Source organism: Vibrio sp. UCD-FRSSP16_30 (assembly GCF_001676025.1).
Classification (GTDB): Bacteria; Pseudomonadota; Gammaproteobacteria; order Enterobacterales; family Vibrionaceae; genus Vibrio.
Map to the genome: position 1 here is coordinate 60,225 of NZ_LZFW01000003.1, position 23,036 is coordinate 83,260.

The window sequence follows — 23,036 nt, forward strand, 5'->3', positions numbered from 1 at the left end:
AATCGTCGCTAAATTCCACCCTACCTAGCAAAAGCTAGTGATATTTCAGGCCCTCTTAAGGCCACATTGTAGGATATAACCATGTATAAAATCTTTGAAGGATTCACCAAAGCCTTCCCTAAACAAGAGCCTGAACAGCCACCAAACACTGTGTTTGCCTTCTGTCGTCATTACACTAAAGGCTTTGAAAAACCACTATTACTGATGGCACTTCTAAGTACCATAGTTGCCATTGTTGAAGTATCACTATTTGGCATAATGGGTAATCTTGTCGACTGGCTAAGCTCAAGCAATCCTGAAACCTTTATGCAGGAAAATGGCCATACTCTCCTGATTTATGGGATTCTGTTACTGGTTGTCATGCCGGTACTGGTTATCTTACATTCTCTTATTCAGCACCAAACACTATTGGGTAACTACCCCATGTCCATCCGTTGGATGGCGCACCGTTACCTTTTAAAACAAAGTCTATCTTTCTATCAAGATGATTTTGCCGGAAGAATCGCCACTAAGGTCATGCAAACCTCGTTATCAGTGCGCGAGACCGTGATGAAAACACTGGATGTTTTTGTGTATGTCTGTGTGTATTTTACTTCAATTATTGTGCTGCTTGCCCATGCTGATTATCGCTTAATGCTGCCAATGTTAGTCTGGCTACTGGCTTACATTGGTATTCAAATTTACTTTGTTCCGCGACTAAAAAAGGTCTCTTCAGAGCAAGCTAATGCGCGCTCTACCATGACCGGTCGCATTGTTGACAGCTATACCAATATCGCGACAGTGAAGCTGTTTTCTCACAGCAAACGAGAAACCGAATATGCCGAAAAAGGCATGGAAGGTTTTCTCAGCACGGTTTATCAGCAAATGCGCTTGGTGACAGGCTTTAATGTACTGGTTGAGATAGTGAACTATGTATTGGTGTTTGCCATTGCCGCGATCTCGATTATGTTGTGGATGGACGATGCCGTCAGTGTCGGTGCCATTGCGATTGCCATTAGTCTAGCCTTACGTCTCAACGGCATGTCAATGTGGATCATGTGGGAAGTGGGAGCACTCTTTGAAAATATGGGCACCACAGTCGATGGTATGTCGACGCTATCTAAGCCTATTGATATCCAAGATAAGCCAGACGCTAAACCTATTGCGGTTAAGCAAGGTGGCATACAATTTGATGATGTGAGTTTTCACTACGGTGAGAATAAAGGCGTCATTAGCAACCTAAGTTTAAACATTAAACCGGGTGAAAAAGTAGGCTTAGTCGGACGCTCAGGAGCGGGTAAATCTACCTTAGTAAATCTATTACTGCGCTTTCATGATGTAGAAGGTGGCAAGATTAGTATTGATCAGCAGGATATCTCTAGCATTACTCAAGACTCATTACGCAGCAATATCGGCATGGTGACTCAAGATACTTCACTGCTACACCGCTCTATTCGCGATAACATCTTGTATGGCAATCCAGATGCCAATGAAGAGCAATTAATTGCGGCAACCAAGCAAGCTCAAGCGCATGAGTTTATTGAAACGCTAACCGACCCGTTTGGCAATATTGGTTATGATGCTCAAGTGGGTGAGCGAGGCGTCAAACTCTCAGGCGGACAAAGACAGCGTGTAGCTATTTCTCGTGTTCTACTAAAAAATGCGCCGATTCTAATATTGGATGAAGCAACCTCTGCTTTAGATTCAGAAGTCGAATCTGCCATTCAAGAAAGTTTGAATGAATTGATGCAAGGCAAAACCGTTATTGCCATCGCACACCGTTTATCAACTATTGCCTCAATGGATAGACTGATAGTGCTCGACAAAGGTAACGTTGTGGAACAAGGGACGCATCAAGAGTTAATTAATAGTAATGGCATCTATGCTCAGTTATGGGCGCACCAAACCGGTGGTTTTATCGCTCAATAGCTCAATAGCTCAATAGCGAATGATTTATTGCTCAATAACTACTAGCTGTATCGCCCAATAGCTAAGGGCTTTATCGCATAGCAACTAAACCAAATAAGGGAAGAAAGTACAGTCAGTACTTTCTTCCCTTAATTTTATTCCTAGCTAAACCCTCGATGGGTATAACCTACCCTACCTTCTGAAAATTGGCTTCTTGAATTGATTCCATATTGAACACAAAAAATGCATCAATCCAATGCAAAATAATGGCAGAATCTGGCGCTTCTTTTAGCTGTTCAAATGTCGATAAATAATGCTGCTCTGTAATCAAGTCTTTGCGCTCATCCACCAGCCTAGCGAGAAATTCAGATGAAAATTCAGGATGCCCTTGCACCGTAAAAAGATGATTATCTTTAGCAAGCATGAAGTTCGGGCAAAAATCACTTGATGCAATGACTTTCACTCCCCTAGGTACTGTGATCACCTGATCTTGATGGCTAACCAACATGCGTAATCTATCAATAGACAGATTCATCCAACGCTTTTGCGTGGTGATATTGACTTCATAATTACCCAGTCCCCAGCCTTTGTTGGATTTCTCGACCGTGCCACCAAGAGCTCTTGCAATCACTTGATGACCAAAGCAAATACCCACTAACGGCGCTCGGCGAGCTTCACAGCGCTGCACCCAATCAATCAAGCCGAGAATCCATGGTTCATTGTCATAAGCGTTATATACGCTGCCAGTGACAATATAACCATCGCACTCATCTAAATCGGGAAGTTGCTGATTAAGCGCGTCATATTCAGAAAAAATAATATTCTCATTTATCGCCTGCAAAGCCGTCACGATCATATTGGAGTATTGTCCGTAGACGTTTGCAAGATCGCCAGACAGATGCCCGCAAATTAGTATCCCTATCTTCATCCATCGTCCTCTTTTTCTGGGTAACAATTTTAAGTCACACTACGAGTATAGGTGGTACTTTTCACTCAGAAGAAGCAATTAGCTGAAAATTTACACTCATACCAATCACAGTAAGATCATCCTCAGAAATAGCACAGGAAAGACACTAAAGAACAGGCGAATATTTTTGAACAGTTATTTTTCTACTATCCTAAGTTTCACTCGGCTATCAAGTGTTAAAAACCACTAGATTGATCAGAAAATTGCTACGATTGGCATCAAATACAAACTCGAAACATAAGCATTAAATTGAATAATGATCACAGTTTTTAAAATAAAGTCACTTTCATTATCCTCTGCGTCTTACTCCATAACTAATCAGTGCCTTTGTCTGTATTCGAATATTAACCCCTAAATCATGACTAAACAGGCAGACCAAATGCATAAATGATGAATAATCTTAATATTATTGAGTAACAATTGAATACCACAAGCTTGATTCACCTTGATCTCTCTGTATTGTGTCTACTCGTTAAACTTTGCAAAGGATGCAATTTATATGCTGTTGATTCGCCCTATTACAGCAACAGATCACCAAGGATTGGCCCAGTTAGCCAAACAAACTGGCACTGGCTTCACCTCTATGCAAGATGATCCAAAACGCATCGATCAAATGATTAAAGATGGTTGTGATACGTTTAATAGTGAACATCCACTGAGCGATGGATACTACTTATTTGTTGCCGAAGACTTACAGCAACAAACATTAGTAGGTACCTGCGCGATACAAGCCGGAGTTGGCCTGCAAGACCCTTTTTATAGCTACCACTTAGATACTACCGTCCACTCATCTCGTGAGCTTGATGTGTACAACAAAGTACAAACGCTAAGCCTAAGTAACTTCCATACTGGATGCACAGAACTGTGTACCTTGTTTCTGCTGCCAGATTCAAGACAAGGCTACAACGGGCATTTATTGTCAAAAAGTCGCTTCTTATTTATGGGACAAAATCAAGATCGCTTTGATTCAACAGTCATTGCCGAGATGCGCGGTTTTAGTGATGAAGAAGGCAGCTCTCCTTTTTGGGAAGGGCTAGGAAGGCACTTTTTTAATCTCGATTTTGCCATTGCCGATAAGCTATCCATGCATGACAAAGTGTTCATTGCCGAGCTGATGCCCAAAAACCCAATCTATACCAACTTGCTTCCAGAGTCCGCGCAAGAAGTCATTGGCCATACTCACCCTCATACATTACCAGCTCGCAAACTACTTGAATCAGAAGGATTTCGTTTTAATCACTATGTCGATATCTTTGATGCTGGGCCAATGTTAGAGTCTCAAGCAAGCGATATTCGAGCGGTAAGAGAGCAGAAAACTGCAACAGTTAAAATCTCAAATACCCAGTCATTGAGTGAAGAAAGCACACTTAATGCCACACCCTATCTGGTGAGTAACGGGCAAGTGAAGGATTTTAGGGCGATTAGCACTAAGCAGATTTCGCTGGATGGTAATTACATGATTATTGGCCAAAAACTGGCGGATATATTGCAACTAAAAAATGGGGATACTGCCGTATTGGTTGCTCTTTTTAACTCACACTCGAGCTCTTACTCTCAACAAGAGCAAGCACAAGCACAGATTTAAATCGAGGATTTCACATGAACCATACAGCTCAACACCTTGAAGCCAATTTTGATGGACTTGTCGGCCCAACTCATAATTATGCGGGCCTTTCCGATGGCAATCTTGCTTCTAAAAATAATAAAACCAAGGCTTCAAACCCAAAGCTTGCGGCAAAAGAAGGCTTAAAGAAAATGAAAGCCTTGCATGATTTGGGCATGACACAAGGTGTTATTGCTCCTCTTGCTCGTCCTGATATTCATGCACTGCGCCAGCTTGGTTTTAGCGGTGATACTGGCTCTGTGCTAAAGCAAGCAGCCAAGCATTCACCGGCTTTGCTCGCAGCCTGTTGCTCGGCATCCAGTATGTGGACCGCAAATGCCGCCACTGTTTCGCCAAGCTCTGATACTCAAGATAATAAGCTGCATTTTACCCCAGCCAACCTGATTAATAAGTTCCACCGCTCCATTGAGCATCCACAAACAGGGCAAGTTTTAAAAGCTATGTTTAATGATGATAACCACTTCTATCATCACAACGCTCTGCCTGCCACCTCTTACTTTGGCGATGAAGGTGCGGCTAATCACACTCGTTTTTGTCATGATTATCATGAGCAAGGCGTAGGATTTTTTGTATTTGGCGAAAGTGCCTTTGATAAAAGCTTACCTAAACCGCAACGTTTTCCGGCAAGGCAGACTTTAGAAGCGAGTAGTGCGATTGCGCGTACTCATAAACTCACAGACGACAAAGTTGTTTTTGCTCAGCAAAATCCACACGTCATTGATGCTGGTGTCTTTCATAATGATGTCATTGCGGTAGGAAACCGAAATGTCATGTTTTGTCATGAGTTGGCCTTTTTAAATAAGGACTCTGTCTATAACAATCTCAATGATGCCATGCAAAAACCGTTAAATATAATTGAAGTTCCAGATGCCTTAGTCTCGGTTCAAGATGCGGTCAATAGCTACTTATTTAACAGTCAACTACTCAGTTTACCGAGCGGTGAAACCGCATTAGTCGTACCTAAGGAATGTAAGCAGAACCCTCACGTATCTGAGTATCTACAATCACTTATCACCAGTAACCTAGGCATTGATAAACTACTTTGTTTTGATCTACAACAGAGCATGCAAAATGGGGGTGGCCCCGCATGTTTACGTTTGCGAGTCGTATTATCCCCGCAAGAACGTATGGCGATGAATCAATCGGTATTGATGAGTGATGATTTGTTTGTCACTTTAAATCACTGGGTTGATAAGCATTATCGCGATTCAATTTCTGCTCAAGATCTACAAGACCCTAGTTTACTAACAGAAAGTCAGTGTGCATTAGATGAGCTATCGCAGATATTAGATCTTGGCTCTGTCTACCCATTCCAACAGTAGACATAACGTAAAACAGAACTAACTAGAACGGAACTAACTAGCCAATCTGATAAAACAAAGGTATGAAAATAGCAGTAGATTACTGGCTTCTGATCAAAGTTATCCACCAGCGACATAGCGAGTTAGGTATTTTCTCCTTACGCTGTAGGGGTCGTTATTATTTATCCTCATACAAAAACAATACAATGAGAAAGGTGATAATAAACCTCACACGACCTGGTGTCTTTTGTAGTCAGTTGGCAGAATTACAAATTGTAGACCCATTCTCCATCCCCAAGGCTTCGCCTTGGGTTTTCTTTGTCTATAAGAAAAATACTTAATATTTAGTTTTTTCATTAGCATGTGTTGCCACACCTAATCGATTCCACGCATTCATCATGGTGCAAAGGACTATCAATTGTCCTATTTCATCATCAGTAAAATAATTCTGTAAACTAACATAAGTATTATCAGTAATACCTTGTGCGTATATATGTACCATTTCTTCCACAAGGGATAAAACTGAGCGTTCTTTCTCAGAAAATAACACGGACTCTTTCCAGACTGGCAGAGCAAAGATACGCTCTTGAGACTCCCCGTGTGCTAATGCGCCCTTGGTATGTACGTGAATACAATAGGAGCAACCATTAAGCTGTGAGGTTCGCACTCGAATCAACTCTTCAATAATAGGCTCAAAAGCACATTGTTTAAGATAAGCCTCAACAGCAAAAAAAGCTTTATACGCGCCGGGCTGAGATTTATAAATATTTACTCGAGTCATGATGGTCCTCGTTTGATGTAACAGTTACGGAAGTGCTTGATTTATTTTATTGTGTTTTAGTCTATTATAGCTAATTATCATGTAGTTAAGTCATTATTTATTGACCCCATCAATGACAAGATTTGCAATATCTTCGATGTTTTAAGGACAAAATGTCACTATCCAAAAAAATCCTTTTGGTTCTATTACCACTGCTAATTTCATTGGTGGTAATTAGCTTCTTTGTGCAATGGAGATTTGTTTTCCCTGTTTTCGAACAGCTAGAAAAAGAAGATGCCATTACCAACTTTGAACGAGTTTCCGCTCTTCTTGATGAAGATATCGAGCGATTAGATCTGCTCAATAAGGATTGGGGGGCGTGGGATGCCACCTATTCTTTCATACAAGGAAATAACCCTCAATATATCGAGTCTAATCTTGGTATTGAGTCATTTAGGAATGGTAATTTTAATTTTTTATTGTTTCTTGATGAAGGATTACATCTCAAGTGGCACGGAATCTATGATAAAGATCTCGATATGTTTATCAACGATAGTCATTTTATTCAAAGTATTATTAATCGATTACAAACTGATGCCAATAAATCCAAACTATTGTCGATAGATTCTAATATTCATTATATGGGGTTGGTTTTACTCAATAATGAACCCATCGCCTACTCAATTCGGCCCATTTTAACCTCCGACGAAAAAGGCCCAGTGAAAGGCATTATCATCCGTGGCCGCTATATCGATACCAGCTTAATCGCCAACATCACCAAACAATCTTATGTTCGATTTCAGATAAAACCCGTTGCAGACCAATCCATTGTACGAAATGATGAATTTATCGTTAAAGATTTACCCGATAATAGACTAGAGGTTTCTCGTTATCTATTTAATGACGGTAAGCCGATTTTGCTGATCCAGTCTTACTTTCAAAAAGACATTAGCGAACAAGGTGAAATTGCTATCCATTCCGCGGTCATGGCAAGTATTGCACTAGGTATGTTGATGCTAGTTGCGGTCTGGATCGTGCTTAGAAAGATCGTCATTGCCCCTATTTCACAATTGACCGAAAACACAACATCAATTACTCATACCAAAAACTACCAGCAACGAACACAAGTCAAATCTAGCGATGAAATTGGCGAGTTGTCTCATCAACTCAATAAAATGTTAGAAGCCATTGAAAGCAAAGAGCAGCGCCTAGAGCAAGTTCTTAATAAAATGAGGCAATTATCCGTCACCGACTCCCTTACTAACATACCCAATCGACTAAAATTTGATTCTGTCTCAGAGGTAGAATGGCGCAGAATGCGACGAGAGCAACAACCTTTATCCATCATCATGTGTGATATTGATTATTTTAAACAATATAACGACCATTATGGACACATTGAGGGTGACGAATGCTTGGCTCATGTCGCTCAGACATTACAAGAAGTGTTAGTCAGACCTGCCGATTTAGTGGCAAGATTCGGCGGTGAAGAGTTCGTTATATTGTTACCGAATACCGATATACACGGCGCGACTCATCTAGCGAAAATGGTTCTTGAAAAAATAACGTCTTTGCAAATCCCCCATGCAAAAAGTGAAGCTAAACCGTATGTTACCGTCAGTTTAGGGGGCGCGTGCTGCACCCCTGACGCAAATAACTCGCTAATCCAGCTTATTACTGACGCCGATAAAGCGTTATACAAAGCAAAACAAAATGGACGTAATACCTTAGAGTGTCGCTAAATATAAAAAATTGATTGAAAGTCTTTTTCTTCTTAGATAACTTGCATAAATACAATTAAAAAGTGCTGCCGTTTCTGCTTAATATAAATTCAATTTTAAGCGGTTCTAAACGGTAATAAAAAAGGATAATTTAGCATGTATCAAACCGATGACGTTCGTATCAACAAAGTAAAACAACTATTACCACCCATTGCCATTTTAGAGCGCTTTCCTGCGACTGAAACAGCAACGCGTACAACATACAATTCAAGAAAAGCCATTCATGACATGCTCAACGATCAAGATGACCGTTTATTGGTTATTGTCGGTCCATGTTCAATTCATGATCCTGAGGCAGCTCTAGAGTACGGAAAACGTCTTAAGGTATTACGTGATGAGCTAGGGGATCGCCTTGAAGTTGTTATGCGTGTCTATTTTGAAAAACCACGCACTACAGTGGGCTGGAAAGGTTTAATCAACGACCCTTATCTAAACGATACATTCAAATTAAATGACGGCCTTAGAATTGCCCGTAAACTGCTTTTGGATTTAACTGACCTTGGTCTACCAACAGCTGGCGAGTTCTTAGATATGATCACGCCTCAATACGTTGGTGATTTGATTAGCTGGGGCGCGATTGGTGCTCGTACGACTGAATCACAGGTACACAGAGAGCTAGCTTCTGGCGTTTCTTGTCCGGTTGGATTTAAAAATGGTACTGACGGTAATATTAAAATTGCCACAGATGCGATTCGCAGTGCAGAAGCCGAGCATCACTTTCTATCTGTGACTAAATTTGGCCACTCAGCCATTATTGAAACAGCAGGCAACCCTGACTGTCATATCATTTTACGTGGTGGTAAAGAGCCAAACTATAGCGCACAGCATGTTGCAGAAGTGAAAGAAAAATTAAGCGCATCAAACTTACGTGAAAAGGTCATGATTGACTTTAGCCACGCTAACAGTAGCAAACAATACCAACGCCAAATTAACGTAAGTGATGATGTTTCAGCGCAACTAGCAAGCGGTGAAAAGGCAATCTTTGGGGTGATGATTGAATCTCACCTTGTAGAAGGCAGACAAGATCTTGTTGATGGCAAAGTGTCTACTTATGGCCAATCTATCACTGATGGCTGCATTGGTTGGGAAGATACGGAAACCGTATTAAGACAACTGGCTGACGCTGTGACGGCTCGCCGTAAAGCTTAACCCCAAGCTTAAAAGTTAAGAAACTTAAAAACCAAGGTTAAAACCAATAAAAAACGCCCCGTTAGCGCATCTCTTATGAGTAAGCAGCTAACGGGGCATTTTATTTGAATTCAATGTCCGTATTATACCAATCACAGTAATTAAATGATCAGAGAATTGCTACGATTGGTATTATTTAACTAGCCCTAACGCCTTAATCATACAAACCAATTCATCTTCGGTTTTCGGCTCTTTGTGAAAGTCTACCTCTGGCGCTGAACCACCTCTAAGTACATAGGCTTTCGTGCCGCAGTGATCATAGTGGTACCAAAGTCCATCTACGCATACATCGGTATAACATCTTGGGTCTTGCTTTAATTCCATGCGAATACTCCCTTGTTCACACACTGTTAACAAAACCTACATTAGTGTAGATAACATGCACCACCAATGATCCAGGTCAATAATGCCACAAGTATGTTATTTAGATGTTAATAAACAAGAGCTGACTTATCATTTTAAAATAAAGCACTCAGCAAACCATAACCAATGAAACTTGCCACCAAAGCAACTATCGGTAATTTCATCTGCTTCAAAAGAAAATACCCCACCAGCACAACCGCAAAATCCACAGCGCTATTCACTGCGCTAACAAAAATTGGCTGATATAAAGCCGCAATCAATAATCCTACGACTCCTGCATTCACTCCCTTTAGAGCAGCAGAAACCCGAGGAATCGAGGCTAATGCCTGCCAATTATGGATAACCGACAAAACCAACAAGAAACCAGGGAGAAACACCGCCATTGTCGCAACTAAAGCACCAATAATCGGTTGCTGAGGAAGCAGCTCATAACCTAAGTAGGTAGCAAAGGTAAACATAGGGCCAGGAACTGCCTGTGCGGCTGCGTAACCCGTTAAAAAGGTATCAGTAGTCAGTTGCTCGCCAATTAAGCTTTGAAGCAGAGGTAAGACAACATGGCCCCCACCAAAAACTAATGAACCAGCATAAAAGAAATCATGGAAGATCTGTAATAATGGTGTTTGACTGGCAACAAACGGGCCTATTAATAGTACGCCAGCAAAAATCACAACTGGCCATATCGTAAATTTACCGCGTTTTTTAATCTCAGTATTCGTCGTTACCTGTGTCGGTTTAAACCACATTGAACCGAGTACAGCGCAACATAACAAAACCAATATTTGTGCAAATATCCCGCTCACTAATAGCATAGTGAGCGCAACGAATAAACATAAGAGAACACTGCGCTTCGTTTGACAAAAACTTTTATACATTCCCACTATGGCATCCGCGACCACCACTACCGCCATAAGCTTTAGCGCATGAATCACCGAGATAAATAACGATGTTTCTAACAAGCTACTGCTCAGCAAAGCAACAGCCAACATCAGTAAAACTGACGGCAAAGTAAAGCCAAAAAAGGCAGCAAACGCACCACCAATTCCACCTTGCTTGTAACCTAGAGCAAAACCGACCTGACTTGAGCCCGGCCCAGGAAGGAACTGACTTAACGCCACAAGCTGAGCGTATTCGTCATCACTTAACCATTGTTTTTGTTCGACAAACGTTTTTCTAAAATAGCCAATATGAGCCGCCGGCCCACCAAAACTAACCCAGCCTAAAGCGAAAAAGATCTTAAAAATTGAAAACATACTTCATTACTGCCCAATAAAATTAGGCTATACCATAAGCAACCCACCACTATGATTCAAATTAATAGTATTGATAGGTATAATGCATGAAATAGGATTAGCAGTTCAGAGTTAATTATCACGAGAATATGAATGACAGAGACTAACTGGAAAAGAATTGACCTCAATTTACTGGTCGCATTTAACGCCTTATTAAACACTCGCAGTGTTTCAAAAGCGGCCACTGAATTGCACATGAGCCAATCAGCAATGAGCCATAGCCTGTCACGCTTGCGCACGTTACTTAATGACCCTTTATTCAAGCGTTGCGGCCATACGATGGAACCCACCGAGCGAGCACTTACTATCGCTAAAGACGTTGAAAACATTTTATCGACAATTAAAAATAACCTATTAGAACCAGAGCCATTTTGCGCGCAAACCTTTCAAGGAGTCTGTCGTATTGGTTTAACTGATTATGCAGAATTTGTCTTTGCCCCATTGATATTTGATGCACTGACCGAGCAAGCACCGAATGCTAAAGTCAGTTTTATTAATGTTAATCGACATAATTTTACCGAAATAATGGAAAAAGAGCGCCTAGACTTAGTCATTGGCAGCTTTCCCAATTTAAACAAAGGCTTTCAATCTCAAGAGCTTTACCAAGAGAGCCATGTCTGTTTATTTGATGCGGTAGCGACAGGACTGACAACGCCAATTACTATTGAAGATTATTGTCGTATCCCACACGCATTGGTAAGCTCTGATGGTAAATGGGAAACCCCTGTAGATGTGAAGCTGCAATCTCTTAATCAACAACGTAGCGTACAAGTTCTTTCGCAAAATTTTTTGACCATAGGGCAACTAATGCAAGGGCGAAAGCTTGTTTGTATTGTGCCTAGATTAATGTCGATGATTCCTTTTATTGCCAACGGACTGACTCGAGCAGAACCGGCAATCAAGGTTAACGACTTCACGATTAGCATGGTTTGGAAAGATAATCAGCCAAATAATGATAAGCTTACTTGGTTACTCTCTTTAGTAGTAGATACCGTAAAAAATAACGAACCCAAGGAAACCACCTCATAATGGAACTCACCTCAATTGACTGGCTCAATTTACTAGATATCACCGACAGTAAAATCATCAATGAAATCATTTTGATTACCGTGTTGAGCTTAATTAGTTGGATTGCTTGGCGAATATTAATTGTCCGCCTAGAAAAAATGGCCAGTAAAACACGCATTGTTTGGGATGATGCCGTCTTGCATGGCATCACAACACCGGTGAGTACACTTATCTGGCTTTGGCCAGGCACAGTGTCATTAGGGCTAATGTTGGAGGAATATTTTGATCATAGGTTTGACTGGCTATACTCCTCCAAACTGATACTCATTATTTTTATGGTTGTATGGGCTCTCTCACGAGTCATCACCAACTTTGAAAGTCAAATACTAGAAAGGCAAGGGCGCGACGTTACCACCGTACAAGCCATTGCAAAGTTAATACGCTTAGTTGTGATCATCATAGGGATGCTCACTATCATGCAAACCCTTGGATTGAGTATTTCCGGCCTATTAACCTTTGGTGGTGTCGGCGGCCTAATTGCCGGTCTTGCCGCAAAAGACCTGCTTTCTAACTTTTTTGGTGGGATGATGATTTATTTCGATCGCCCCTTTAAAATTGGTGAATGGATTCGTTCACCCGACAGAAGCATCGAAGGTACCGTGGAACGTATTGGTTGGAGGATGACTAAAATCCGTACCTTTGATAAACGACCACTGTATGTGCCAAATTCAGTATTTAGTAGCATTGTTGTAGAAAACCCATCACGAATGCATAATCGCCGTATCTATGAAACCATCGGTCTTCGCTATAGTGACTCCGATAAAATAGATAAAGTGATTGGTGACGTACAGCACATGCTTAAAAACCACCCTGATATTGATGCCAACCAAACCTTGATGGTGAACTTCACAACCTTTGGTCCCTCTTCGCTAGACTTCTTTATCTATGCGTTTACTAAAACCGTAAACTGGGCTCGATTCCATGAAGTGAAGCAAGATGTACTTCTGCAAGTTATGCAGATCATACATGACAACGAGGCTGACATTGCATTCCCAACTCAAACCCTCAAGATAGAAGAGCTTCCCGAGCATCTTATCTCTCACCAGCAGCGCTAATTAGCGGTTATATACCAATCGTAAAAATAAAAATGCCCTGAGACATTCATCTCAGGGCATTTTTTTCAGTCAATTCCTACGCAATCTTATCTTAGGTAAACTCTATTCACTTAACTTAAAAACATAAGAGACATTTAGTTCTGATTGCGTTTTTTAAAACCAATGGTCACTCTGCCTTGCGGATTAATCGAGCGATATAAACTGAGCTTTAGCGTCAGAGTGACAGAAATACTCATCATCACAAAAATGGCCAGCAAGATAACCAATTGATATTTGATTGCGAGCATCGGGGATGCCCCACCTAAAATCTGTCCTGTCATCATGCCCGGTAAGGTCACCAGCCCCGTTGCCGCCATAGAGGCTAAAATAGGAGCAAATGCCTTTTGCATTGCCACTCTGACAAACGGCAGTGAAGCATAAGCAGGCGGAGCGCCTAAAGCAATCGCCACCGCATATTCATGATGTCGTTCTTCAAACGCAGTATATAAATTTTGCAGTGCTACAATGTTACCACTCAAGCTATTTCCTAATAACATTCCTGCAAGAGGGATGACATATTGAGCATTGTAGATAGGCACAGGCTGAACCACCAACCAACATAAAATAGCTAAAACCGGAGCTAAACCTACCACTAGTCCCGTCAATACCGGAGCAAACAGTACTCGACGCGGTAGCTTTGATTTACCAACAATGGTGGTTGCCCCTACACACAGCATCACCGTAATCCAAGCTAAGTTAATCCAAGGATTATTGGTTGAGAATACAAACTCGAGGTATAAGCCAACCAAAATTAGCTGGCTAGCCATGCGAGCTATTGCAGTCGCCATCTCTCTACCGAGTTCAAGCTTGTACACTTTATTAATACTAAAAGGAATGATGAGCAATAAAGAAAAAGCAGCAAGATGCCACCAACCAATATCATGAGACGTTTGCATAAATTTAACCACGCACAAAGAAATAATTAGAGCGTGTTAGACAAAAACTCTTTTCCCGCTAACACCCCTATTTCGTAGTCGGCAAGGATATCATCTTTATGGCTTAGTAAACCGCTACTGTTAAGAGATTTTATCGGTGTTATTTCTGTAATTGTCACCCCTTCAGGTGGTGTATTCATAAAATCAGAAATCGCGGAGTGGTTCATATAATGATTAAACAACATCTCTATTGAGTGTGGCGTGTGCGATTTAATATTTAAACGTTGCGAATGATAAGCCATCATCTCAGATAACTTCTCAGCATCGGGTAGCCAATTTTTTGGTAGAGAATCGATTTTGGTAAAGGGGTGACGCTCCTTTAATTGATTTATTCTATCCAAAAAAAGGTCGCTGATATTCTTCATTTTTTCTCTACTTTGCGCAGAAGAAAAACGATTGAGATACGGTTCGATTCCACGACTAAGATCGAGTTTAAACTTATCAATCGGCTCTATAGATAAGGAAGCCTTAAATTTAGATGACCTTTCAATAACAGGTTCGGTAGTAATCGCGACGATGTTACATGCACCTCGTCGATAGGCCTCTTGCACTGGAATCGTCGCAGAAACACCACCATCGACCCAGTTTGCGCCATCAATTTCGATTTCTTGGTGATACAACATAGGAATAGCGCAAGTGGCTCTTAATATGTCATACCAATGCTCAGAGAAGATTGGAAAATAATAGTCCTTCATTTCCTGTACATGAGTCACGCAGGCTAGCGCTTCTCTTTCATTACCTAAGTTTTCCGCTCCCTTTTTTAAATCTAAAGGAAACTCACCACTGTGGACAAACTGAAATGCCCAATCAAGATCCATCGCCACTTTTTTCTTTTGAACTAAGCGTTGAAAATCAAAAAAACGATCTTGGGTTGTATAATTAAGAATAAAATCGAGCCCAAGTCCTGGCTGCTTGGTGACAAAAGAAGAAACGTTGAGCGCCCCTGCCGATGTACCAATATAGATGGAAAAAGGATCATAATTTGCGGCAATAAACGTATCGAGAACCCCAGCGGCAAACGCCCCTTTTTGCCCGCCACCTTGAACAACGAGTGAAGATTTATCTGTACACTTCGACAACATTCTCTACTTCTCCAGATAACCCATCATCAAAAATACCGAGTGAAGCCATAGGTTTCAACTCGGTATTTGGTTTTAATAAAATACAGGGATTAAACTACAACACTAATGCTCTGCACTACCTAACTCTAGCAATGTCGCATTACCACCCACCGCCGTAATATTGATCGTGCGAGTACGCTCTGTAATATAACGAAGAACCAACATAGGGTCTTGAGACACCGGCATTTTTGCCAATTCAACTTCCGCAATCAACGGTGCAATAGCACCTGATTTTTTAGCTAGATTACGATTAATCTCTTTTACCAAACTGGCATCAGCGATAATACTAACAATACGAATATCACTCTCTAGTAGCTGCGCATATTGGTCATACTCCACCAAGCTCAGCACTCCACTAGGCAGTTTAAGCGCATCAATCACCGTTAACACTTGTTTCGCCAACTCGCTGTCTTGTACACACATAATGACGCAATTACCTGAAAGTAACCCCACCACTAATTGAGCATACAACGCTTTAGCTGCATGAATATCAACCAGCCTATCCGCGACAATCATTGCCACGCCACGGCCTGCGGTATACAGCTCATTAGTTTCACCGGTTGGCCCTGGCATTAATTCTGGTTCCGTCAGTAATTGATGGCAGTGTTTGTGATGGAAGGTTAACGGCAAAGTGAAACTCTCTATAGCAAGAGCATCACTGGCTGCTAACAAAGATTGATGGCGATTAGCATAAGGAACTTGATTCCAGAGGCTCCAAGCTTGTTGCGCTTCAGAAAAGCAAATAGATGCATTTTTCATTTCTATACTCCTTGCTCATCAGTGTGTGATATTTGCGCCTTAGTAACCGAAGCAGAAACTTCACGCTGTTTGCAGGTATGTTGTGTAAAACGATACAAGTAATGTGGTCCGCCCGCTTTAGGACCCGTGCCAGATAAACCTTGTCCACCAAATGGCTGAACGCCAACCACAGCGCCTACTTGGTCTCGATTAATATAGCAATTTCCCACTCTGGCATTTTGTTCAATCCAACGATAAGTGGTTTCGTTGCGAGAATGGATCCCCATGGTCAAACCAAAACCTGTTGCGTTTATTTGCTCAACCACATCCGCAAGTTGATTGCCTTTAAACTGCACAATATGCAAGATAGGCCCAAACTGCTCTTCTTTTAGTACCGACAGATCGCTAATTTCAATTGCGGTTGGCGCAACAAACATGCCCTTGGCACATTCTTCATCAAGTTTAACTTCAGCCACCACCTTTTGCGTTTGACGCATCACCTCAATGTGTTGCAATAACTTTTTCTGAGCGATTTGATCAATCACAGGTCCTACATCGGTACTATGTAAATAAGGCGTCCCGACCGTTAACTCTTGCATGGCACCTTGAATAAGCTCAATGATTCTTGGGGCAATGTCTTGCTGAACAAATAACACCCGTAAAGCCGAACAGCGCTGACCTGCTGAAGCAAATGCACTACGCACGACATCACGCACCACTTGCTCAGGTAGAGCAGTAGAGTCAACAATCATCGCATTTTGACCCCCAGTCTCGGCAATAAATGGTACTGGTAAGCAATCGCGCTGCGCAAGAGACACATTAATCCGTTTCGCAGTGGCGGTTGAGCCGGTAAATGCGACTCCTGCAATAGCAGGGTGTGAGGTAAGAGCTGAGCCAATTTCAGCGCCTTTACCAGGTAAAAATTGAATCACATCAGCAGGAAAGCCTGACTCAAGCATGATCTCAATGGTCCTAGCCGCAATTAAACTGGTTTGCTCGGCCGGTTTTGCAATAACCGTATTACCTGCCACTAAGGCCGCGGATATTTGCCCTAGGAAAATAGCCAAAGGGAAGTTCCACGGACTAATGCAAACAAACACACCTCTTCCGTGTCGTTCACACCATTGTAAATTACCATCAAAGCCTTGAATCGACTCAGGTCCTAATGTCGTAGCATTAGCGGCGTAATAACGACAAAAATCAACCGCCTCACGCACCTCATCAATACTGTCATGTATGGTTTTACCGGCCTCCATGTGACAAAGAGCCACCAGTTCGGCCAAATTCTCTTCTAATTTATCGGCGAGGGTATAAAGGCATTGAGCACGACTCACGATAGGGGTGTTTTTCCAGTTTTCAAACCCCGATTGAGCACTATTGATTGCCATGGAAACATGATCAAGGTGAGCAAAGTGGATCGAACCAACGATGCGCTTGCGATCAAACGGAGCAACAACCGTTTCTTCCTTGATCATTGTTTCGTGAATAGCACGACCATCAATGATTGGCGATCCTTGCCACTGCTTGCTTAAAAAGCGTTGCACTTGTAAGTCAAAGGGATCGGCCTCACTTGCAACATCAACATTGATCCCGATGGAATTAACGCGATCGGAAAAAATCTCGCGCGGTAACGGGATCTGTTCATTGTGCAGAGTTTTGTTGGCAAGCAAGGTATCTACAGGATGATGAGTAAGATCACTGATAGGACAGCGAGCATCCACCAAACGGTGTACAAATGAGCTATTAGCACCATTTTCCAATAAGCGTCGCACTAAATAAGGCAAGAGATCTTTGTGGCTGCCAACAGGCGCATAAATACGAACAGGCTGCGCGTATTTATCCATCACATGATGATAAAGAGAATCTCCCATACCGTGCAGTCTTTGAAATTCATAATTACGGTGGTTTGCCATCTCAGCAACCGCAGTCACTGTATGCGCATTATGGCTGGCAAACTGCGGGAAGATATTACCACGCACTCCCGGACTTAATAAAAATCGAGCGCAGGCAAGATAAGACATATCCGTCGCTTCTTTGCGCGTATAAACGGGATAGTTGGCAAAGCCTGCTTGTTGTGACCACTTTATTTCACTATCCCAATACGCACCTTTTACCAAACGTAAAGGAATCATATCTCCTTGTTCTTTGGCCAGCGCATTCACCCACACTAAAACCGGCAAACAGCGTTTTGAATACGCTTGAATCACTAATCCAAACTTACCCCAGCCTTTAACCAAGTCACTGTTATAGACTTTTTCAAACAGTTGCAGTGAAAGCTCAAGACGATCCGCCTCTTCTGCATCAATAGTAATGGCCACATCTAACTCAACAGCGCGAGTAAGTAACTCAATTAATGTCTCGTAAAGCTCGGTGAATACTCGCGCTTTATTCGCCACTTCATAGCGAGGATGTAAGGCTGAAAGCTTGATTGAAATTGAAGGGGCTGGGCTGGTTACTGACCCAGCAGTACGCCCTACCGATTCAATCGCCTGCATGTAGTCATTAAAATACTTTCTAGCATCTTCCGTTGTTAAAGCCGCTTCGCCCAACATATCAAAAGAATGGGTAAAGCCTTTTTTACGAAGTGATGCGCCATTTTTTTGCGCTTCTTCAATATTTCGCCCTAACACAAACTGGTGTCCCATCACTTTCATCGCCTGATGCATCGCATTGCGAATCACAGGTTCGGACATTTTATTCATGAGTTTTGAAATGGCAGAGCTTGGGCTGGTTGTTTCTTGCTTGTTAATACCAACGACTTTTCCTGTCAGCATAAGGCCCCATGTAGAGGCATTAACAAATACAGAATCAGACTGGCTTAAATGAGACTTCCAATCGGCAACGGTCAGTTTATCTTTAATCAATGCATCGGCGGTTTCAGAATCAGGAATGCGCATCAGAGCTTCGGCTAAGCACATCAACAAAATACCCTCTTGAGTATCTAAACTGTATTCCAGCAACAACGCATCAATCATTTGAATTGAGCGTTTATCAGCGCGAATTGTTGCAATTAACGCCGTTGTTTGACGCTCAATGCGTTGTTTTTCCTCTTCTAAAGGCGTTGCTAGCTTTAATAACTCTTTCAACCAAATTGATTCATCCACCATATACATAGGAGAAATGAGAGACCAAAGTGTCTCTTTTGGTTGGTTGATGAAATCGGGATTTAAAACACTAGATGCTGTAAACATAATCTTTCCTCAGCTCTATAAAACCACCATGAATTGGCGGACAATCCTACAATTCAAAATCAGGATCACAAAACAAAGAACAAAAGAAACGTGATTACAGACAATTAACATTCTAAATAATGTGAGTTTACATCTTAATTTGACGTTTTTAACAAACATTACAGAGGGCTAGACACATCTAGCAACACCCTATACACTCTCCCTCGCTGGTGTCATGAAATCTAAGATTTCAGGCTTATAAAGGGAATTTGGTGTGAATCCAAAACTGACGCGCAGCGGTAATTGAGAACGAACATCTATAGGGCAGTAAGCCCACACACTGCAATAGATATTGTGGGAAGTGAGATGCTAGGTTGCAGATTCTATCTGCAGTGCTCATTAGTCCGAATACCTGCCAGTAAAGAAAAAACGCAAGCATAAGCGTTTTTATCACTACGCGTATTTAGGACTTATAATGAAAAAAACCATTTTAGCGACAGCGCTTATTTCGCTGTACGCTCCTTCTCTATTTGCTCAACAAACAGATTCAACTGACGTTGATGAAACCATGGTTGTCACTGCAAACCGTTTTGCACAATCTCAGTCTTCTACACTGGCATCAGTGAGTGTGGTTGAACGTGACCAGATTGAACAACTACAAGCGGATAGTGCTTATGATGTATTAAAAACATTACCTGGTGTTGAAGTTCGTAATCTAGGAACGAAAGCAAGCTCTAGTAGTATTTTTATCCGTGGTACAAATAGTAACCACACATTAATTCTACTTGATGGTGTGCGCTTAAATACAGCGGCTGCTAGTTCATATAATGCTCTTGGTCTAATTCCTGCGTTTGCAATTGAACGAATTGAAGTAATTCGAGGCCCTCGCGCTGCCGTTTATGGTGCTGATGCCATTGGTGGTGTGATTAGTATTACGACACAACCAAAAGATAGTTCAGTTCATGAGTTGACTCTTAATGGTGGTTCAAATAGTACCCACCAAGAAGCTTGGCGTTCAAGTGGTGATCTTTCAGATACAGCCCGTGGTCACGTCATTATCAGTAATGAGGGTAGCAAAGGCGATAACATTACTAGCATAGATAGTTCAAATAACTATGGATATGGTTCTCAGTTTATCTCTGGTGGTGTCACTAAAGAAATCAACAACAACTGGTCTGCTGGATTTAATGGCATTTATCAAAACTACGATAACCAATATATAGGTGCTAGCCCTGTAGAAGCGAAAAATGAACAAGAAACAGATGCCTATGTTCTTTCTGGTAATATCAACTACGAGAACGCAGTATATAGCTCCAACCTTCAAGCTAATTTCTCTCAAAATAAACAGGCTGATGGTTTAGCAGAAACAAATGCTCAACAAACAATCATCAACTCAGAACGCACATCTGTCTTGTGGTTTAACCACTATAAAGGCATCCAAAATGCCGATATCGTTGGCGGTCTAGACTTATCGTATGAGAAAGCAAACAATACTAGCGCATGGGGTTTTGAAAAAGAAACCAGAAAAAATGTAGCTGCTTTTGTCGGTACAAGTGTTGACTTAGATCCTGTTACTCTTGAAGCAAATATACGACACGATCAAAGAACCAGAGATGAAGGCAAAACCACCTGGGGTGTTGGTCTTGGCTGGTTTATCCTTCCAGACATTCAATTTACAACCAATTATGGCACCGCATTTAAACTACCTACATTTGGTGATCTATATGGCTCATCTGGTAATAAAGACTTAAAACCAGAAGAATCTAAATCTTTCGAATTTGGTTTTAATGGTTATCATTCCTGGGCAGCTTGGAGCCTAGTTGCTTACCAAAATGACATTGATAATCTGATTACTTGGGGATTTGATGGCGTCTCATACTCTCCTAGTAATGTGAACAAAGCTCAAATCAAAGGTATTGAATTAACTATTGATTTCTCTACTGGCCCAATCAACCATACTGTGGTTGCTGACTGGAAAGATCCGAAAGATAAAACAACAGGTGAACAACTTCTTCGCCGCGCTAAACAAAACTATAAGTGGATCGTAGATTATAACTACGATGCCTTTGACGTTTCTTTGGCAACGATTTACGTAGGTGAGCGTTCTGACTTCAGTCAAACGACCCTAGATAGCTACATCACCTTAGATCTTGCAACCAAGTATGCTGTTACAGAAAACTTAGATGTTAAATTCAAGATAAACAACCTACTGGATGAAGACTATGATGTTGCAGCGGGATCTTATGGTTTCCCAACATCAATCCCATACACTTGGGTAGGCGCAGAGCGCAGCTACTACGCAGGTATCGATTACCGCTTCTAGTTAACCGCTTTACCAATAAACAAAAACCCGACTGAATACAGTCGGGTTTTTTATTTTAAAGCGCATTTATTTAAAATAATCTAATCTGCGTTTTTAAACTCAAGCAGAGCATCTAATGCTATCTCTGCCTTAGCAACAGGGACAAAAATATGATCGTGATAGAAAGCGGCGATGACATTCGCACTAATACCCTTTTCAGCAAGCTTGGTCGACACAGCCGCGGTTAAACCCACCGCCTCAAGACTTGAGTGAACCGTTAAGATAATTTGCTTAAAACAGCCGTCAAATGCTAGAGCATTTGCTGTTGCATCACGTTTATCCAGCACCAAGGTTAATCCTTCAGGTTCAATAAATGTCGCAATTGGGTTTAACCCAATATAATCATCCATCTTCCCTTGCACCGTACAAAACACATATTCAGTGTCATTTAGGTGCGGTTCCATTGATGTGAGTAGCTCTGATAACTCAGTAATTCCGGACATTTGTTTAATCTCTTAGTTGATTCTAAATTGACGCTTTACAGTGTAAATTACGGCGCAAGGCGCTCAACATCCCACGACTGCTCTTCATCTTCACGAGTATAGATGAATCTGTCATGCAAACGGTTTGCCCCACCTTGCCAAAACTCTATAGATTCAATTTTGATTCTGTAGCCGCCCCAAAATGAAGGGACAGGGATTTCTCCATCAGCGAACTTTTTCTTAAGCTCTAAAAATTTACCTTCTAGAATTCCACGAGCTGAAATGCGCGAGCTTTGCTTACTCGCGATAGCCGCAAGTTGGCTTTCTTTAGGTCGAGAAGTAAAGTACTTAAAATTTTCTGCTGCAGTTAGCTTTTCAGCCACACCAGTGACATGCACTTGTCGCTCTAAGGGGTGCCACGGAAAATGTAGGCTAATTCGGTTATTTTCTTTTAAATGAAGCGCTTTGCGGCTACCAAGGTTGGTATAAAACACAAACCCTTGATTATCTAATGTTTTTAATAAAACGATACGTTGATATGGCTGACCACGCTCATCGACTGTCGCCACTGTCATTGCAGTAGGATCTGTCAGCTCGGCTTCTATCGCTTGTTCCAACCAAATATTGAACTGTTCGACCGGATTTTCTTTTAAATCTTTTCTGCGTAGACCGCCCAACATATAGTCACGACGAATATCCGTTAACTTCATTTCACATCCTCAAATCACTTTTCATAAATTTTGCGCGTCTAACGGCAATAACTCAAGAAAGTTTTGCCAATACTCAGTCAGAAGCGTCAATTACTTACAATTTATTGTCCTCTACATACTCAGCGATTAAATCACTTTAATTTTATTTAAAATTCAAATACCTACTCACATCTACATTCATCTATTAGCACCCAGAAAGCCACACAATTACTTAACATTTAACTAAAACAAGAATACTATAAGTTAATCTAATAAC

Annotated in this window: 18 protein-coding genes and 1 riboswitch; of the genes, 8 read left to right on the top strand and 10 right to left on the bottom strand. The window is 41.5% G+C overall.

Features of this window, described 5'->3' with window-relative positions; genetic code table 11:
- The first annotated feature begins 81 nt into the window (after positions 1-81).
- A complete protein-coding gene (locus A9260_RS03235; protein ID WP_068696151.1) occupies positions 82-1,908 on the top strand; it encodes an ABC transporter ATP-binding protein in 1,827 nt (608 codons plus the stop codon).
- 166 nt (positions 1,909-2,074) lie between these two features.
- Here A9260_RS03235 and A9260_RS03240 read toward each other — a convergent pair whose 3' ends face one another.
- A complete protein-coding gene (locus A9260_RS03240; RefSeq protein ID WP_068696153.1) occupies positions 2,075-2,815 on the bottom strand; it encodes a type 1 glutamine amidotransferase in 741 nt (246 codons plus the stop codon).
- A gap of 538 nt (positions 2,816-3,353) precedes the next feature.
- Between A9260_RS03240 and astA the strand changes: the two genes are divergently transcribed.
- Both astA and astB read left to right on the top strand, forming a co-directional pair.
- A complete protein-coding gene (gene astA / locus A9260_RS03245; RefSeq protein ID WP_068696155.1) occupies positions 3,354-4,439 on the top strand; it encodes an arginine N-succinyltransferase in 1,086 nt (361 codons plus the stop codon).
- A gap of 14 nt (positions 4,440-4,453) precedes the next feature.
- Positions 4,454-5,800: an N-succinylarginine dihydrolase gene (gene astB, locus A9260_RS03250; RefSeq protein WP_068696157.1), complete on the top strand. Its 1,347-nt coding sequence runs from the start codon at positions 4,454-4,456 to the stop codon at positions 5,798-5,800.
- 316 nt (positions 5,801-6,116) lie between these two features.
- On the opposite strand, the gene A9260_RS03255 is transcribed toward astB, so the two are convergent.
- Positions 6,117-6,560 carry a carboxymuconolactone decarboxylase family protein gene (locus A9260_RS03255; RefSeq protein ID WP_068696159.1) on the bottom strand — a complete coding sequence of 148 codons (444 nt, stop codon included), beginning with the start codon at positions 6,558-6,560 and terminating at the stop codon, positions 6,117-6,119.
- 152 nt (positions 6,561-6,712) lie between these two features.
- Between A9260_RS03255 and A9260_RS03260 the strand changes: the two genes are divergently transcribed.
- On the top strand, positions 6,713-8,281 hold the full coding sequence (locus tag A9260_RS03260; RefSeq protein WP_068696160.1) for a sensor domain-containing diguanylate cyclase: 1,569 nt from the start codon (positions 6,713-6,715) through the stop codon (positions 8,279-8,281).
- A 135-nt stretch (positions 8,282-8,416) separates the two neighbouring features.
- The gene (aroG, locus tag A9260_RS03265; protein WP_068696162.1) at positions 8,417-9,469 is read left to right on the top strand and encodes a 3-deoxy-7-phosphoheptulonate synthase AroG; all 1,053 of its coding nucleotides are present in this window, start codon (positions 8,417-8,419) and stop codon (positions 9,467-9,469) included.
- Between the two features lie 171 nt (positions 9,470-9,640).
- Here aroG and A9260_RS03270 read toward each other — a convergent pair whose 3' ends face one another.
- Positions 9,641-9,832, bottom strand: coding sequence for a hypothetical protein (locus tag A9260_RS03270; RefSeq protein ID WP_068696164.1), 192 nt, complete (start codon positions 9,830-9,832; stop codon positions 9,641-9,643).
- Positions 9,833-9,966: 134 nt separating this feature from the next.
- Positions 9,967-11,121: a chromate efflux transporter gene (gene chrA, locus A9260_RS03275; RefSeq protein WP_068696165.1), complete on the bottom strand. Its 1,155-nt coding sequence runs from the start codon at positions 11,119-11,121 to the stop codon at positions 9,967-9,969.
- Between the two features lie 132 nt (positions 11,122-11,253).
- Between chrA and A9260_RS03280 the strand changes: the two genes are divergently transcribed.
- Both A9260_RS03280 and A9260_RS03285 read left to right on the top strand, forming a co-directional pair.
- Complete coding sequence (locus A9260_RS03280; protein ID WP_068696167.1) at positions 11,254-12,189, top strand: LysR family transcriptional regulator; 936 nt, start codon at positions 11,254-11,256, stop codon at positions 12,187-12,189.
- Positions 12,189-13,283: a mechanosensitive ion channel family protein gene (locus A9260_RS03285; RefSeq protein ID WP_068696169.1), complete on the top strand. Its 1,095-nt coding sequence runs from the start codon at positions 12,189-12,191 to the stop codon at positions 13,281-13,283. The genes A9260_RS03280 and A9260_RS03285 overlap by 1 nt, the downstream gene beginning before the upstream one ends.
- A gap of 134 nt (positions 13,284-13,417) precedes the next feature.
- On the opposite strand, the gene A9260_RS03290 is transcribed toward A9260_RS03285, so the two are convergent.
- From A9260_RS03290 to putA, 4 genes are all read right to left on the bottom strand, one after another.
- Positions 13,418-14,218, bottom strand: coding sequence for an ABC transporter permease (locus A9260_RS03290; protein WP_068696171.1), 801 nt, complete (start codon positions 14,216-14,218; stop codon positions 13,418-13,420).
- A 26-nt stretch (positions 14,219-14,244) separates the two neighbouring features.
- The gene (locus tag A9260_RS03295) at positions 14,245-15,339 is read right to left on the bottom strand and encodes a patatin-like phospholipase family protein (RefSeq protein ID WP_068696173.1); all 1,095 of its coding nucleotides are present in this window, start codon (positions 15,337-15,339) and stop codon (positions 14,245-14,247) included.
- 102 nt (positions 15,340-15,441) lie between these two features.
- Positions 15,442-16,137, bottom strand: a complete 696-nt coding sequence (locus tag A9260_RS03300) for a hypothetical protein (protein ID WP_068696175.1) — start codon at positions 16,135-16,137, stop codon at positions 15,442-15,444.
- A gap of 2 nt (positions 16,138-16,139) precedes the next feature.
- Positions 16,140-19,307, bottom strand: a complete 3,168-nt coding sequence (putA, locus tag A9260_RS03305) for a bifunctional proline dehydrogenase/L-glutamate gamma-semialdehyde dehydrogenase PutA (protein WP_068696177.1) — start codon at positions 19,305-19,307, stop codon at positions 16,140-16,142.
- 190 nt (positions 19,308-19,497) lie between these two features.
- Positions 19,498-19,720, top strand: a riboswitch (cobalamin riboswitch).
- Positions 19,721-19,761: 41 nt separating this feature from the next.
- Between putA and A9260_RS03310 the strand changes: the two genes are divergently transcribed.
- The gene (locus tag A9260_RS03310; RefSeq protein WP_068696179.1) at positions 19,762-21,609 is read left to right on the top strand and encodes a TonB-dependent receptor domain-containing protein; all 1,848 of its coding nucleotides are present in this window, start codon (positions 19,762-19,764) and stop codon (positions 21,607-21,609) included.
- An 80-nt stretch (positions 21,610-21,689) separates the two neighbouring features.
- On the opposite strand, the gene A9260_RS03315 is transcribed toward A9260_RS03310, so the two are convergent.
- Together A9260_RS03315 and pdxH are read right to left on the bottom strand one after the other, a co-directional pair.
- Positions 21,690-22,091, bottom strand: a complete 402-nt coding sequence (locus tag A9260_RS03315; protein ID WP_068696181.1) for an ACT domain-containing protein — start codon at positions 22,089-22,091, stop codon at positions 21,690-21,692.
- Between the two features lie 47 nt (positions 22,092-22,138).
- Positions 22,139-22,780 (bottom strand): pyridoxamine 5'-phosphate oxidase, encoded by a 642-nt coding sequence (pdxH, locus tag A9260_RS03320; RefSeq protein ID WP_068696183.1) that lies wholly within the window; start codon positions 22,778-22,780, stop codon positions 22,139-22,141.
- Positions 22,781-23,036 lie beyond the last annotated feature (256 nt).